Raw genomic sequence first — 15,996 nt, 5'->3', positions numbered from 1 at the left:
GAATCGGAGTGCCTTGGAGTATGGCATGCGAATCCGGTTCCGAAGTAATCGCTCAACCCAGGATTTTTCAGATTTATCTGACGTGAATCAGAGCTGCAGGATCAGGGTTTTAAGCGGCGGCTGTTGATCCATTGACGGGAAATCGGCTCCCGGTTTCATCACCGTCCACTCGCGCACCGGTCGTCCGGCTTTCTCCGCGCAGCGCAAAACCTGTTCGCGCCAGTCATCCATGCTGACTTTTGCCAGGTTGTTGCAGCAGATCAGTACGCCATTGTCGGCGGTGGTCAGCAGCGCAGGTTTGAGCAGGCTCTGGTAGTCGCGCAGCAGGTCGACGGTGCCGAAGGCGCTCTTGGCCCAGGCCGGTGGATCCAGCAACACCAGGTCGTATTGACGTTGTTCCAGGCGTTGATAGCTCGGCAGTTTCTGCCCGCGACGCTGACTGATGGGCAGGCCGGCGAGTTGGCGAATCGCCGGGAAATAATCGGACTGGATGAACTGCATCGTCGGCAACTGCGGATTGAGCAGACCGTTTTCGCGGCCGACCGCCAGATTGCCCTCGGCGAAGTCCAGGTTGCACACCTCGCTCGCGCCACCGGCCGCCGCGCTCAGGCCGACGCCGCAGGTGTAGGCAAACAGGTTGAGCACGCTTTTGTGCTGGCTGTGTTCCTTGACCCAGCCGCGAGTGTTGCGCAGGTCGAGGAACAGCAACGGATCCTGGCCTGCATGGCGGCCGCGAACCCGGTAATTGAGGCCCCATTCGTGACCGATCAAGTCTTGCAGCGCGGCTTCGTCGGCGCGGTAGACCGTGTCTTCACGGTCGATGCGCGAGTTGCCCCGGGAGCGGTCGTTGTAGACCAGCAGGGTCTCGAAGCCCAGATGTTGGTTGATCGCCTCATGCACGTGCAGCAGGGCGTCGCGCTCCAATGACTGGTGAAAGCTCTGCACCAACAACTGCGGGCCGTAGCGGTCGATGGTCAGACCGCCGACGCCTTCCTGGCTGCCGTGGAACAGGCGATAGCAATCGGTGCCTTGCTGATGCAGTTCGGCAAGCAGGTCCTGGCGATGTTCGAGGGCGGCGCGCAGCGCCTGATTCAAGGAAGACATGCTGGGCGCCTTGCAGGAGGGAATTTGGCGCGGGAGTTTAACAGCTTGGCATGAGACCGAGTTGCTGCCATCGCAAGCAAGCTCGCTCCCACACTGGATTTGTGAACACATAACCCTGTGGGAGCGAGCCTGCTTGCGATGCTCTTAAGCTCTTTTTCAGGTCAACAACCCCATCCGCCGTTTCGCCCGATGCACCGAGCCATTACGCACAGCCCAGCGCAGCATCGGCGCGCTGCGGTTGACGCTGGCGCGGATCAGCGTGCGTTGCAGCGAACTCTGGCGCACCCCCAGCATGTCGCTGGCCCAATCCGGCAACAGGTCAATGCCGGCCTGCATCATCAAACCGCCGAATGGCTTGGCCAGACGGCTCGGGGAGGGTGCGTTCAACAACAATCGCAACACCTCGCGACTGCGCTCGTCGCACAGCAGGTGCGGGCGAATACGCTCAAGGTATTCGGCCATTTCCTGTCGCGAACGGGGCACATCACGAGCACCGAGTCTTTCGGCGACCAGAGCAATTTCGTCGTAGTAACGGTCCTGATCGGCCCCAGACAGGCGCGGATTGCGGTAACGCAAATGTGCCGCGAGGAAGTTACTGACTTCGGCCACGTGCACCCAGGTCAACAGATCGGGATCGCTGGCGGCGTAAGGCCGGCCATCCGCCGCGGTGCCGGTTACTTGCAGGTGAATGGTGCGAACTTTCTCGATCAGCCAGTCGGCATCTTTGCGCGAGCCGAACGTGGTGCCGGAAATGAACTGCCCGGTGCGGCGCAGGCGACCGAGCATGTCCTCGCGAAAATTCGAATGGTCCCAGACCCCGGCCAGCGCCAAAGGGTGCAGGGCTTGCAGCATCAGCGCACTGATGCCGCCGATGAGCATGCTGCTGAAGTCGCCGTGGACTTGCCAGCTGACCGAATCGGGGCCGAACAGGCCGGGATCGCCCTTGGGGTTTTCCAGGTCGAGCTGACCGAGGGACAGACCGGTGAGGCTCATGACCTGGGTTTCGATGCGGCTGCGGATGAATTCCATGGCGACTCGGTGGTGAAAAAAAATGTCATCGCATTGCCCCTGTAGGCGCCTGCTTGCTGGCGCCTACAAAGGGTCGTGCGTTACTGGTTCAGGCGCTTATCGACCAGGTCCTGAACCACGCTCGGATCGGCCAGGGTCGACGTGTCGCCCAGACTGTCCAGCTCATTGCAGGCGATCTTGCGCAGAATCCGCCGCATGATCTTGCCCGAACGGGTTTTCGGCAAGGCCGGTGCCCACTGGATCAGGTCCGGTTTGGCGAAACTGCCGATTTCCTTGCTGACGTGGGCCAGCAGCTCTTTCTTCAGTTCGTCGTTGGGCTCGGTGCCGTTCATGGGCGTGACAAAGGCATAGATGCCCTGGCCTTTGACGTCGTGAGGGTAACCGACCACCGCCGCTTCGGCGATGCTGTCGTGCAGCACCAGGGCGCTTTCCACTTCGGCGGTGCCGATGCGGTGGCCGGAAACGTTGATCACGTCGTCGATGCGCCCGGTGATCCAGTAATCGCCGTCCTCGTCGCGCCGCGCGCCGTCGCCGGTGAAGTAGTAGCCGGGATAGGGTTTGAAATAGGTGTCGACCATCCGTTGCGGGTCGCCGTAGACGCTGCGGATCTGCGCCGGCCAGCTGGACTTGATCGCCAGTACGCCGCTGCCGGCGCCTTTGATTTCCTTGCCCACTTCGTCCAGCAACACCGGTTGCACACCGAACATCGGTTGTGTGGCACTGCCGGGTTTGATCCGCTGCGCGCTGACCAGCGGGCTGAGCATGATGCCGCCGGTTTCGGTCTGCCACCAGGTATCAACGATCGGGCAACGCTGCTCGCCCACAACATTGAAGTACCAGTCCCACGCTTCAGGGTTGATCGGCTCACCGACGCTGCCGAGTAATCTGAGGCTTGCGCGAGACGTTTCTTTCAACGGTTCGGGGCCTTCGCGCATCAGCGAACGCAGGGCGGTGGGGGCGGTGTAGAAAATGTTCACGTGGTGTTTGTCGATCACCTGCCAGAAGCGCGAGCTGCTCGGGTAGCTCGGCACGCCTTCAAAGATCAGCGTGGTCGCGCCGTTGGCCAGCGGGCCGTAGACGATGTAACTGTGGCCGGTGACCCAGCCGACATCGGCGGTGCACCAGAAGACTTCGTTGTCGCGGTAATCGAGCACGTATTTGAAGGTCATCGCCGCTTGCAACAGATAGCCGCCGGTGGTGTGCAGCACGCCTTTGGGTTTGCCCGTGCTGCCGGAGGTGTAGAGGATGAACAGCGGGTCTTCGGCGTCCATGGGTTCCGGCGGGCAATCGTCGCTGACGTCACGCAGGGCCTGGTGATACCAGAGATCGCGACCTTCGACCCAGTCGACATCGCCCTGAGTGCGCTCGACCACGATCACGGTGCTGACGTTCGGGCAACTTTGCAGCGCCTGGTCGACTTTTTGTTTGAGCGGGACGAATTTACCGCCGCGCACGCCTTCATCGGCGGTGATCACGGTGCGGCAGTCGGCATCGAGAATCCGGTCGCGCACAGAATCGGGGGAGAACCCGCCAAACACCACCGAATGCACCGCGCCGATTCGCGAACAGGCGAGCATGGCGTAGGCGGCTTCGGGGATCATCGGCATGTAAATGCACACGCGGTCGCCTTTCTTCACACCACGGTTTTTGAGCACGTTGGCCAGTCGGCAGACGTTGTGATGCAGTTTTTTGTAAGTGATCTGGGCCGATTCGGCGGGGTCGTCGCCTTCCCAGATGATTGCGATCTGATCACCGCGTTTTTCCAGGTGGCGGTCGATGCAGTTGTAACTGACATTCAGCTTTCCACCCGCAAACCAGCTGGCTTCACCGGTTTTCAGGTTATAGCGCTGGACGGTATCCCACGGTTTGCTCCAGTCGAGAAAGCGTGAAGCCTGTTCGGCCCAGAATTCGGTGGGGTGTTCGATGGATTGGCGGTACAGGCGCTTGTAGTCGTCTTGACTGAGTTGCGCGGCCCGGCGGACGGCATCGGCTTGGGGGAACGTGCTGATATCGAACATGACGGTTCCTTATTCTTGTTTGCACGACAAGATCTAAAGATGCGCCCTGAGAATATCGAGTTCAAGGTGTACATCGAACCAATGTGGGAGCGAGCTTGCTCGCGATGGCGTCGTATCAGTCAACATCAATGTTGAATGACTAACCGCTATCGCGAGCAAGCTCGCTCCCACAGGGATCGGGTTTTGAGTGACTTAACCGCGGTGACGACCGCGGAAGTAGTTGATCAGGCCCTGGGTGGATGCGTCATCAGCCGGGGTTTCTTCGCTGCCGACCAGGCGGTTGTAGACGCCTTTGCCCAGCTCTTTGCCCAGTTCCACGCCCCACTGGTCGAAGGCGTTGATGCCCCAGACCACGCTTTGCACGAAGACTTTGTGTTCGTACATCGCCACCAGTGCGCCGAGACGACGCGGGCTGATGCGTTCGACCACCAGGGTGTTGCTCGGACGGTTGCCCGGGATCACCTTGTGCGGCGCGAGTTTCTGCACGTCCGCTTCGGCCATGCCTTTGTCACGCAGCTCGGCTTCGGCCTCGGCGCGGGTCTTGCCGAGCATCAGCGCCTGGCTTTGCGACAGGCAGTTGGCGTACAGCCACTGGTGGTGATCGGACACCGGGTTGAAGCTGACGATCGGCACAATGAAGTCGGCCGGAATCAGTTGGGTGCCTTGGTGTAGCAACTGGTGATACGCGTGCTGACCGTTGCAACCCACGCCGCCCCAGATCACCGGACCGGTGTCGGTGGACACCGGTGTGCCGTCCTGGCGCACGCTCTTGCCGTTGGATTCCATGTCCAGTTGTTGCAAGTGCTTGGTGATGTTGCGCAGGTAGTGGTCGTACGGCAGGATCGCGTGGCTCTGCGCGCCCCAGAAGTTGCCGTACCAGACACCGAGCAACGCCAGCAGCACCGGCATGTTCTGCTCGAACGGTGCGCTCTGGAAATGCTGGTCCATGGTGTAGGCACCGGACAGCAGTTCCTTGAAGTTGGACATGCCGATGGCCAGGGCAATCGGCAAACCGATGGCCGACCACAGCGAGTAACGGCCGCCAACCCAGTCCCACATCGGGAAGATGTTTTCTTCGCGGATACCGAACGCCACGGCGGCGGCGTTGTTGCTCGAGACCGCGATGAAGTGACGATACAGCTCGGCTTCCGAACCGCCCTGAGCCAGGTACCAGGCGCGAGCGGCCTGAGCGTTTTTCAGGGTTTCGAGGGTGTTGAAGGATTTCGACGAGACGATGAACAACGTGGTCTCGGCGCGCAGCTTCATGGTCAGTTCGTGGAACTCACTGCCATCGATGTTCGCCAGGTAGTGGCAGCGCACGCCTTTCTGCGCGTAGGACAGCAGCGCTTCGGACACCAGCTCCGGGCCGAGGAACGAACCGCCGATGCCGATGTTCACCACATCCGTGATCGGCTTTTCGGAATAACCGCGCCACAGACCGTCGTGGATGCGGCCCACGAGGTCGGTGATCTGGTTCAACACCTTGTGTACTTCCGGCATCACGTTGACGCCGTTGACCGACAGTTTTTCGCCCACTGGGCGGCGCAACGCGGTGTGCAGGGCCGGACGCCCTTCGGAAGAGTTGACGATTTCTCCTTCGAACAGCGCCTTGATCGCGCCCTGAAGGTCGACTTCGTTGGCCAGGCCCACCAGCAGATTGCGGGTCTCGGCGTTGATCAGGTTCTTCGAGTAGTCGAGAAACAGGCCGCAGCTGCTGAGGGTGAATTGGGTGAAGCGCTGCGGATCGGCATTGAAGGCTTCGCGCATGCTGAAATCCTGCATGGCTTGGCGGTGGTCATTCAGCGCCTGCCAGGCGGGCAGAGCGGTCACGTCTTGAGGAGTGCGGTAGTACGCCATCGCTGCGGGTTTCCTTTTTACTTGAACGGCCTTTTGAACACTAAAAAATCCCGGAGCGCTGCGGGTGGGCGTCCGGTCAACTGCGTCGACACGATTTCATGGCACAGGGCGAATACAGTAAACCTCGCGCTGCGATCTGTCTTGACTTTGTCTGACCCGTTCCCGGTACTTTTTTGTACATGAAGCAGGGAACGGTCCGACAAACGGAAGAGAAGATTCGGTCAGGCGACCTGAACCGGAATGGCATTGCTGGTGTGGCTCAACTCGTTACCTGGTGCCATGTAGAGCATGCGCGGCTTGAAGTTGAGCAGTTCGGCTTCGCTGTAGTGAGCGTAAGCGCAGATGATCACACGGTCGCCGACCTTGGCCTTGTGGGCGGCGGCGCCGTTGACCGAGATCATGCGCGAACCTTCTTCGCCGCGAATGGCGTAGGTGGTGAAGCGCTCGCCGTTGTCGACGTTGTAGATCTGGATCTGTTCGTATTCACGGATGCCGGACAAGTCCAGCCATTCGCCGTCGATGGCGCAAGAACCTTCGTAATCGAGTACTGCGTGGGTGACTTCGGCGCGATGCAGCTTGGCCTTGAGCATGATGGCGTGCATGAGTGTTTTCCCAGGTCGGAATCGAACGGCGGGCAGTTTGCCCGAAGGCTTAAAGGGCGGCAATACGGTCCGGAGATCGCCACAAATACCAATGTGGGAGCGAGCTTGCTCGCGATAGCGAACTGTCAGGCAACACCTATGTTGAATGTCAGTCCCTCATCGCGAGCAAGCTCGCTCCCACAGGGTTCGTTGGTGAGTCAGACAGTGGCGTCGAGGTTCAGGTGCAGGTTGTCGATCAACCGCGTGGTGCCGAGGAAGGCCGCGACCAGAATCACCAAGTCCCGATCTTCCGCCGTCGCCGGACGCAACGTCAGCGCATGACGGATTTCCAGGTAATCGGTGCGCAAACCCGCTGCCTCAAGCTGCTTGGTCTGGGCGTCGATCAACGCAGGATAATCGCGTTCACCTTGTTTAATGGCTTCGGCAATCGACGACAGCGTGCGATACACAACCGGCGCCACGGCCCGCTGTTCTTCACTGAGAAACCCATTGCGCGATGACAGCGCCAGCCCATCGGCCGCACGCACCGTTGGCTCACCGATGATCTGGATCGGCATGTTCAGGTCATGCACCAGCGCGCGAATCACGGCCAGTTGCTGGAAGTCTTTCTGGCCAAAGATCGCCAGGTCCGGCTGGACCATGTTGAACAGTTTGCTGACCACCGTCGCCACACCTTCGAAATGCCCCGGACGGCTGGCGCCGCACAGGCCTTCGGACAGTTGCGGAACGCTGACGCGGGTCTGGCCGGTCATGCCGTCGGGGTACATTTCTTCAACGGTCGGCGCGAACAGCAAGTGGCAACCGGCCTGGAGCAGTTGTTCCTGATCCGCCGCCAGGGTGCGCGGGTACTTGTCGAGGTCTTCGCCGGCGCCGAATTGCAGCGGGTTGACGAAAATGCTCGCAACGACGAAATCCGCGCGCTGGCTGGCTTTGGTAATCAGCGCAATATGGCCGCTGTGCAGGTTGCCCATGGTCGGTACGAAGGCGATGCGCTTGCCTTCACCGCGGGCGCGGGCTACAGCGGCCCGCAGTTCGCGTACGGTTTTTACGGTGTTCATGCAGAGAATCCGTGTTCGATACCAGGGAAAGTCGCTGCTTTGACTTCAGTGACGTATGCGCTCAGGGCCGCTTGAATGCTGGTTTGGCCGTTCATGAAGTTCTTCACGAATTTTGGCACTCGACCAGTAATCGACAGACCGAGCATGTCGTGCAGCACCAGGACCTGGCCGTCGGTGCCGCTGCCGGCGCCGATGCCGATCACCGGAATCCCCACCGCCTGGGTAATTTCCTGAGCCAGTTCGCTCGGTACGCATTCGAGCAGCAGCATGGCGGCACCGGCCTGTTCCAGGGCGATGGCGTCGGCGCGCATCTGCCGGGCCTGGTTCTCGCTACGGCCCTGGACTTTGTAACCGCCCAGAATGTTGACCGATTGCGGCGTCAGGCCCATGTGCGCGCACACCGGGATGCCGCGTTCGGCCAGCAGACGAATTGAGTCCGCCAGCCACAGCGCGCCTTCGACCTTGACCATGTGCGCACCGGCCTGCATCAACAGGGCGCTGTTGGTCATGGTTTGTTCGAGGGTGGCGTAGGCCATGAAAGGCAGGTCGGCGAGGATCAACGCGTCAGTGTTACCGCGTTTGACGGACGCGACGTGGTAAGCCATCTCGGCGGTGGTCACCGGCAGGGTGCTGTCGTGACCTTGCAGAACCATGCCGAGGGAGTCGCCCACCAACAGCACTTCGACACCCGCCTCATTGCAGGCGTGGGCGAAGGTCGCGTCATAGCAGGTCAGCATGGTGATTTTTTCACCTTTTTGCTTGAGACCTTGCAGAGTGGTCAGGGTGATGGCTGGCATGAAAAGTTCCTCATTCAGGCGCTGTGGAAACTACTGCGAGTAACGCGCGTGATTCTTCGTTAAATACAGGCGCACGGTCTGTTGTCGTGCTTTTAAGGCCTGGATTGCGCCCTTCAACGCCGTGTTGGCGGCAGCGGGACGCCTATAGTCGTGAGGAGAACTCGGGAAGTCAATTGCGTGTGTTACCGCATTGTTACGCGTGGGGTGTTACCGACGTAACTGATGCGATTCAGCAGCTGCAATCTTGTGTTCGACACAAAAACAATGTGGGAGCGAGCTTGCTCGCGATGGCGGTATATCAGCCAACATCAATGTTGAATGGGCTGCCGCTATCGCGAGCAAGCTCGCTCCCACAGGGGATTGTGGTCAATTCTGGGAGAGGCGTTCCAGCCCGACAAACGGGCAGGACGCGAGCAGTTCGGCCAAGGCACGGCCATCCGCCAAGCGTAAATCCACCGGCGCCAGTTCGGCCAGCGGATACAGAACGAACGCGCGTTCCTGCATATGGTAGTGAGGCACCTTGAGGCGCGGTTCGTCGATCAGCCGATTACCGAACAGCACGATGTCGAGATCCAGCGTGCGTGGCCCCCAGCGTTCGAGACGCTCGCGGCCCTGTCCGTTCTCGATGGCTTGCAGCGCGTCGAGCAGCGCCAGCGGTGCAAGCGTGCTGTCGAGGGCGGCGACCGCGTTGGTGTAACGCGGTTGGCCGGGCAGCAGCGAGTCGCTTTGATAAAAAGCGGAAACCCCGACCAGTTCGGTCTGCGGCAACCGCGCCAGCGCTTCGACGGCGCTGCGCAATTGTTCGGCGGGGTCAGCCAGATTGCTGCCCATGCCGATGTAGATGCGTTCCATCGATTACTCGCCCGTGGTGCTCGGCGCGCCAGCTGCACGTTTGCGCTTGGCACCGCCGCTGCGGCGACGTTTGCGCGGCGCACCGCTGGCGCCCTCGTCCTTGCCGCTGAGGTCGCGGATCATGTCGCGGCGCTCGCTGTCGTTGGCGTCCTGATAATCCGTCCACCATTCGCCCAGGCCATCGGTCTGCTCACCGGCGCTTTCGCGCAGCAGCAGGAAGTCGTAACCGGCGCGGAACCGCGGGTTGTCGAGCAACAGGTCGGCACGTTTGCCACTGCGGCGCGGCAGACGTTCCTGCATGTCCCAGATCTCGCGGATCGGCATGGTGAAGCGTTTTGGAATCGCGATCCGCTGGCACTGCTCGGCAATCAGCTCGTGCGCCGCTTCCTGCATCGCCGGAATCGGCGGCATGCCACGTTCCTGCAAGCGCAATACGCGGGCGGGCAGGGCAGGCCAGAGCAGGGCCGCAAACAGGAACGCCGGGGTCACCGGTTTGTTCTGCTTGATGCGCAGGTCGGTGTTGATCAGCGCTTCGCTGATCAGGGTGTGGGTGTACGTCGGGTTGTATTCCAGCGCCTCGGCACTGGCCGGGAACAGCGGATCGAACAGCTGCAAGTCGACCAGCATCTCAAAGGTGTCCGCGGCGTGGCCGGAGAGGAACAGCTTGAGCACTTCTTCGAACAGGCGAGCCGACGGGATCTCGCGCAGCATTGGCGCCAGATCGCGGATCGGCAGGGCGCTGTGTTTTTCGATGCCGAAATTCAGCTTGGCGGCGAAACGCACGGCCCGCAGCATCCGCACCGGGTCTTCCTGGTAGCGTTGCTTCGGATCGCCAATCAGGCGGATCAGGTGATTGCGAATGTCGTGTACGCCGTTGGCGTAATCGAGAATGCGCTCGCTGACCGGGTCGTAATACAGGGCGTTGATGGTGAAGTCGCGGCGTTGCGCGTCCTCTTCCAGCGTGCCGTAAACGTTATCGCGCAGAATGCGCCCGCTCTCGTTGCGGGAAGACTGGTTGCTGTCTTCCTCTTCGTCGTTTTGCGGGTGATTGGCGCGGAAGGTCGCGACTTCAATGATTTCTCGGCCAAAGTGGATATGCACCAGTTTGAAGCGGCGGCCAATGATCCGCGCATTGCGGAATTCGGCGCGCACCTGCTCAGGGGTAGCACTGGTGGCGACGTCAAAATCTTTCGGCGTGATGCCCAGCATCATGTCACGCACACAACCGCCGACCAGGTAAGCCTGGTAACCGGCGTTCTGCAGGCGTTCGACGATATTCACCGCGTAACGGCTGAATTGCGCCTTCTGCAGCGAATGTTGGCCGCTGTTGAGCACTTCAGGCGTGCTGCGAATGTGTTGCGTATGACGCTTGGGAGAACGGAATGACTGGAACAACTTCTTCAGCATGGGATGCACTGTTTGAAGGAATGTTCGGCCATAACGAAGAATGACCGCATGATGGGCGGGGATTCTAGCATTTAGTCGGGGGATGGTGTAGGAAGCTGCGCAAGCGCTTGAAGGGCATGTCTGGTACGGGGGTAAACGCCAGAAACTACAAGGGGAGCCGAAGCTCCCCAAGAAGTAGTTGCATGTTCTATTTTTGTTATTGGTTTCGGGCTTTTTGTTTTTGTTGAGTGCCCGCGTCATGAAGTTTTCCTTCATGACCCTCCCAATCGGGAGCCAAGAGCAAACGGATTGCTTTGGTCGCTGTGCTGCAGTGATCTTGCGATCCAACCAGTTCAGGCTCTGTCTTAGGACAGTTTTTGTTGTTCTCGGCCTGGTCGTGGGGCTAGCCCCAAATACAACGCCTCTCCAAAAGAATCAGTTAGCTGCGCCTCATGCCGTCTTGTTTTTATTGTGCGTGAGTCGATTCGTCTTATTTTTATTGTCTTGTGCATTGCTTGTTATTGTTCTTGTACCAAACATATAGCAGGGTGCGTGCCAACTTTTGTGATGCCCAGCAAAACAAGGGGTTATGTCACTTGATTGGCTTTTTCGAGGCCCAAAAAAACCGGGGCTTCGTTACCGTAAGCCCCGGTTTCTGTTACGTGAAAAAGCTGAGGTAACAGTTTTTTCACACAGTTATGTGTTACCCGCTCAGCTCTCGCTGGCCACCCCGGTCTTGCGCCGCGGAATACCCAGGCGCTGACGGCGTTCCCACAGGCATTTGCGACTGACGCCGAGTTTGCGTGCCAGCTCGGTTTCGGTCATGTGGTCCTGATGCTCGAGAACGAAGTGCTGGAAGTAATCTTCCAGAGACAGGTCTTCGGTCGGCTCATGATTGTTGTTGCCGGCACCGTTGCCCTGTTGCGGAGGCAGGCCGATGAAATCGTCGTCTTCCAGGTCGCTCAGCTCGATGTCGATGCCCAGCAGCTCGGCGGAAATTTCCGGGCTCTCGCACAGGATGACCGCACGTTCGACCGCGTTTTCCAGTTCACGCACGTTGCCCGGCCAGGAGTAATGACGAATTGCCTGCTCGGCGTCCGCGGCGAATTTCAGGTCGGTGCGGTTGACCCGCGCGCTCTGCCGCGCCAGGAAAGCATTGGCGATTTCGTTGACGTCGGCGCCACGCTCGCGCAGGGCCGGCAGTTTCAGGGCGATCACGTGGAGGCGGTAATACAAGTCTTCACGGAACTGACCGATCTTGGCCAGGCTCTTGAGGTCGCGGTGGGTCGCGGCGATCAAACGCACATCGACCTTCTGCGACTGCACCGAGCCCACTCGGCGAATTTCACCTTCCTGCAACACGCGCAGCAAGCGAGCCTGGGCTTCCAGCGGCAGTTCGCCGATTTCATCGAGGAACAAGGTGCCGCCGTCCGCCGCTTCCACCAGGCCGGCACGTCCGGCGCTGGCGCCGGTGAACGCGCCTTTTTCGTGGCCGAACAGTTCGGACTCGATCAGACTTTCCGGAATCGCTGCGCAGTTCACCGAAATCATCGGTGCCTTGGCACGTCTGGAGAGGTTGTGCAGGGCGCGCGCCACCAGTTCTTTACCGGTGCCGGATTCGCCCTGGATCAGGACATTGGAATCGGTCGGCGCCACTTTGCGGATCTTGCTGTACAGGTCCTGCATCGGCGGGCATGAACCGATGATGCCGATTTCGCCGTTGCTGTTGTCGACACCCGGTTTCGCGGCGCCATTGGCGGCTTTGCCGGCCACGGGTTCACCGCTGGTCTGTACCGTTTGCCGATCACGCAGGATGCGTGCGACGGCCTGGAGCATTTCGTCGTGGTCGAAAGGCTTGGCGATGTAATCCACCGCGCCCATCTTCATGGAGTCGACCGCCGAGCGCAGGCTGGCGTAGCTGGTCATGATCAGCACTGGAGTGCCCTGGCCGAGTTTGATCAACTCGGTGCCCGGCGCGCCAGGCAGGCGCAAGTCGCTGACGATCAGGTCGAACGTGGGAATGGTGAAGCGTTCTTGTGCTTCCTGCACTGAACCGGCTTCGCTCACCTGGTACTGGTTTCGTTCCAGCAGGCGGCGCAAGGCGGAGCGGATAATTGTTTCGTCTTCGACGATCAAAATGTGCGGCATTGATTCGATACTCTCGACGGTCTCAGTTCACAGCGGACGTCGCTTCGACATGACGCGGCAAGGTCACCCGGATACGGGTGCCGCGTTGGCTTTGAACATCAGCCGGGCTGTCGATGGTGATTTGTCCATAATGCTCTTCAACGATGGAATAGACCAGTGCAAGGCCCAGACCGGTGCCTTCGCCAGGATCCTTGGTGGTGAAGAAAGGTTCGAACAATCGGTCCATGATGTTCTTCGGAATACCGCTGCCTTCGTCCTCCACGATCAGGTCGACCGTGTGTTCGCCGGCTTCGCTTTTTACCCGCACCGCGCTGCCGGGAGGCGAGGCGTCACGGGCGTTTGAGAGCAGGTTGATCAGTACCTGGGCGAGTCGCTGCGGATCGCCTTCGACCCAGTGATCGGGGTCGCACAGGTTGTAGAACTGCACTTCGAAATTACGTCGGTTCAGGGCCAGCAAACCGATGGCATCCTGCGCCACTTCGGCCAGACAGACGGGCTCGTCGCTGTGCTGATGACTGCCGGCGTGGGCGAAACTCATCAGCGACTGCACGATGCGCGATACGCGTTTGGTCTGCTCCAGAATCTGCCCGCTGATTTCCTTCAGCTCGCCATCGTCTTCGCGTTCTTCGCGCAGGTTCTGCGCCAGACACGCGATGCCAGTGATCGGGTTGCCGATTTCATGGGCCACGCCCGCAGCGAGGCGCCCGATGCTGGCCAGACGCTCGGAGTGCACCAGTTTGTCTTCGAGCATTTGTGTTTCGGTCAGGTCTTCCACCAGCAAGACCAAGCCACTGTTACCCGGCGCGAGCGGCTCGTCGATTGCCGCTTTGTGCAGGTTCAGCCAGCGGGTCTGGCCATCAAGCGCCAAGTGCTGTTTGTGCAGGTGCTCGTCCGGCAGGTTGATGAAGCCTTGCAGCAGTTCTTTCCACGGATCGGCGATGGTGCTCAGGCGCGAACCGACCACGCGCTGCGCGGCAATGCCGGTCAGCTCCTCCATGGCTTTGTTCCACATGAGGATTTCCTGATCCTTGGCCAGCGAGCAGACGCCCATCGGCAATTCTTGCAGGGTCTGGCGGTGATAGCGGCGCAGGGCATCGAGTTCAGCGGCAAGGCCGGTGAGGCGCGAGTGGTAGTCCTCGAGTCGGCTTTCGATGAAGTGGATGTCCTCGGTGACGTAGTTTTCGCCGCCGGCCTTGTAGGGCAGGAAGGTCTCAACCATGTCCTGGGCGACGCTCGGCCCCATCAGGCCCGAGAGGTTGGCCTCGATCCGGTCACGCAAGCGGCGCAAGGCGTAAGGACGGCGCTCGTCAAACGGCAGATAGAGATCGCGCAGCGCTTGTTCGACTTCCTTTTGCGCAGCCTTGGCGCCCAAGGGTTTGGCCAGTTGCGTGGCAAACTCTTGAGGCGAGGCCGCGTGCAGTTCGCGGCGTTGCGGGCGACGCACGTTGTCCACGGCGCAGGCTTCGGCAGCGCTGGCCTCCTCGGGACTGGCGTTGGTGAACAGTGAAATCAGGGTGAACATCAGCACGTTGGCGGCCAGCGAAGCGATTGCGGCCATGTGCCAACTGGTGTCGTCCAGCACGTAGATCATGTTTAGCAGCGGGATGTAGAAGCCTTGCAGGTTGCCGACCAGTGGCAACAGCATGGTCACCAGCCACACCAGAATCCCCGCCAGCAAACCGGCGATGAAGCCGCGACGGTTGGCGGTCGGCCAATACAGGACAGACAGTACGCCAGGCAGGAACTGCAACGTCGCGACAAACGCGACGATGCCGAGGTTGGCCAGATCCTGCTCCGCGCCCAGCAGCAGATAGAAGCCGTAACCGGCCATGATGATCGCGACGATCAGCGCCCGACGCGTCCACTTCAGCCAGCGGTAGATGTTGCCTTCGGCCGGTGGCTGATAAAGCGGCAGCACCAGGTGGTTCAACGCCATCCCGGACAGTGCGAGGGTGGTGACGATGATCAGCCCGCTGGCTGCCGATAGCCCGCCAATGTACGCCAGCAGCGCCAGGGCTTTGCTGTTGGCGGCGATGCCGATGCCCAGCGTGAAATATTCAGGATTGGTGGTCGCGCCCAGTTTCAGGCCGGCCCAGAGAATCAGCGGCACCGCCAGGCTCATCAACAGCAGGAACAGCGGCAAGCCCCAGCTCGCACTGACCAGTGAGCGCGGGTTGAGGTTTTCGGTAAACGTCATGTGATACATGTGCGGCATCACAATCGCCGAGGCGAAGAACACCAGCAGCAGCGTGCGCCACGGGCCTTCCTGCAACGGCGTGTGCAGCGCGGCGAGGGCGGTCTGGTTTTGCAGCAACCAAAGCTCAAGCTGTTGCGGGCCGTCGAACACGCCGTAAAGTGCATACAAACCAACGCCGCCAATGGCGATCAGCTTGATCACCGACTCGAATGCAATCGCGAACACCAGCCCTTCATGTTTCTCGCGGGTGGCGATGTGGCGCGAGCCAAAGAAAATCGTGAACAGCGTAATCAGTGCGCAGAAGCTCAGGGCCACGCGATGCTGCACCGGCTCGCGGGTGAGAATACCGATCGAGTCGGCCACCGCCTGAATCTGCAACGCCAACAACGGCAGTACGCCGATCAGCATGAAGATCGTGGTCAGTGCGCCGGCCCAGGTGCTGCGGAAACGGAACGCGAACAGGTCCGCCAGTGACGACAGCTGATAGGTGCGCGTAATTTTCAGGATCGGATACAGCAACACCGGCGCCAGCAGAAATGCCCCGGAAACCCCGAGGTAGCTGGAGAGAAAGCCGTAGCCGTACTGATAGGCCAGGCCCACCGTGCCGTAAAACGCCCAGGCACTGGCGTAAACACCCAGCGACAGGGTGTACGTCAGCGGGTGGCGAATGATCGCCCGGGGGATCATGCCCCGTTCGCTGATCCAGGCGACGCCGAACAGCACCGCCAGGTACGCGGCGCTGATCAGGATCATCTGGGTCAGGCTAAAGCTCATCGGCATCTTTTTGGCTCTGCAGGATGAAGGTCACGACGATCAGAATCAGCCAGAGCAGATAAGGGCGATACCAGGCGCCAGTGGCGTCGATCCACCAATCCATGATGGCCGGGGAGAACAGGTAAATCCCCACTACCAGGAGCAGGACCAAGCGATAGATGTACATCCCGGCCT

12 protein-coding genes are annotated in these 15,996 nt (G+C 60.3%); all 12 read right to left on the bottom strand.

Annotated elements, in window-relative coordinates:
• Positions 1-87: 87 nt before the first annotated feature.
• Entirely contained in the window at positions 88-1,104 is a 1,017-nt protein-coding gene (locus F8N43_RS23780) for a class I SAM-dependent rRNA methyltransferase (RefSeq protein WP_150633587.1), read from the bottom strand.
• Between the two features lie 156 nt (positions 1,105-1,260).
• Positions 1,261-2,133: an oxygenase MpaB family protein gene (locus F8N43_RS23775; protein WP_150633586.1), complete on the bottom strand. Its 873-nt coding sequence runs from the start codon at positions 2,131-2,133 to the stop codon at positions 1,261-1,263.
• 80 nt (positions 2,134-2,213) lie between these two features.
• A complete protein-coding gene (gene acs / locus F8N43_RS23770) occupies positions 2,214-4,151 on the bottom strand; it encodes an acetate--CoA ligase (protein WP_150654465.1) in 1,938 nt (645 codons plus the stop codon).
• 192 nt (positions 4,152-4,343) lie between these two features.
• The gene (pgi, locus tag F8N43_RS23765; protein WP_150633584.1) at positions 4,344-6,008 is read right to left on the bottom strand and encodes a glucose-6-phosphate isomerase; all 1,665 of its coding nucleotides are present in this window, start codon (positions 6,006-6,008) and stop codon (positions 4,344-4,346) included.
• A 221-nt stretch (positions 6,009-6,229) separates the two neighbouring features.
• Complete coding sequence (gene panD / locus F8N43_RS23760; RefSeq protein WP_003228271.1) at positions 6,230-6,610, bottom strand: aspartate 1-decarboxylase; 381 nt, start codon at positions 6,608-6,610, stop codon at positions 6,230-6,232.
• 197 nt (positions 6,611-6,807) lie between these two features.
• Positions 6,808-7,668 carry a pantoate--beta-alanine ligase gene (gene panC, locus F8N43_RS23750; protein ID WP_150654464.1) on the bottom strand — a complete coding sequence of 287 codons (861 nt, stop codon included), beginning with the start codon at positions 7,666-7,668 and terminating at the stop codon, positions 6,808-6,810.
• Entirely contained in the window at positions 7,665-8,465 is an 801-nt protein-coding gene (gene panB / locus F8N43_RS23745) for a 3-methyl-2-oxobutanoate hydroxymethyltransferase (RefSeq protein WP_150633582.1), read from the bottom strand. Before panB ends, panC begins: the two co-directional genes overlap by 4 nt.
• Positions 8,466-8,831: 366 nt before the next feature.
• Positions 8,832-9,317 carry a 2-amino-4-hydroxy-6-hydroxymethyldihydropteridine diphosphokinase gene (gene folK / locus F8N43_RS23740; protein ID WP_150654463.1) on the bottom strand — a complete coding sequence of 162 codons (486 nt, stop codon included), beginning with the start codon at positions 9,315-9,317 and terminating at the stop codon, positions 8,832-8,834.
• Between the two features lie 3 nt (positions 9,318-9,320).
• On the bottom strand, positions 9,321-10,724 hold the full coding sequence (locus F8N43_RS23735; protein WP_150633580.1) for a polynucleotide adenylyltransferase PcnB: 1,404 nt from the start codon (positions 10,722-10,724) through the stop codon (positions 9,321-9,323).
• Between the two features lie 690 nt (positions 10,725-11,414).
• Positions 11,415-12,851 carry a sigma-54-dependent transcriptional regulator gene (locus F8N43_RS23730; protein ID WP_150633579.1) on the bottom strand — a complete coding sequence of 479 codons (1,437 nt, stop codon included), beginning with the start codon at positions 12,849-12,851 and terminating at the stop codon, positions 11,415-11,417.
• A gap of 22 nt (positions 12,852-12,873) precedes the next feature.
• Entirely contained in the window at positions 12,874-15,828 is a 2,955-nt protein-coding gene (locus F8N43_RS23725; RefSeq protein WP_162556248.1) for a sensor histidine kinase, read from the bottom strand.
• Positions 15,812-15,988, bottom strand: a complete 177-nt coding sequence (locus F8N43_RS23720; RefSeq protein ID WP_003176118.1) for a hypothetical protein — start codon at positions 15,986-15,988, stop codon at positions 15,812-15,814. Before F8N43_RS23720 ends, F8N43_RS23725 begins: the two co-directional genes overlap by 17 nt.
• Positions 15,989-15,996 lie beyond the last annotated feature (8 nt).

This window comes from Pseudomonas fluorescens (genome assembly GCF_902498065.1).
Lineage (GTDB): Bacteria > Pseudomonadota > Gammaproteobacteria > Pseudomonadales > Pseudomonadaceae > Aquipseudomonas > Aquipseudomonas fluorescens_BJ.
This window is presented reverse-complemented; position numbering and strand designations above follow the sequence as displayed.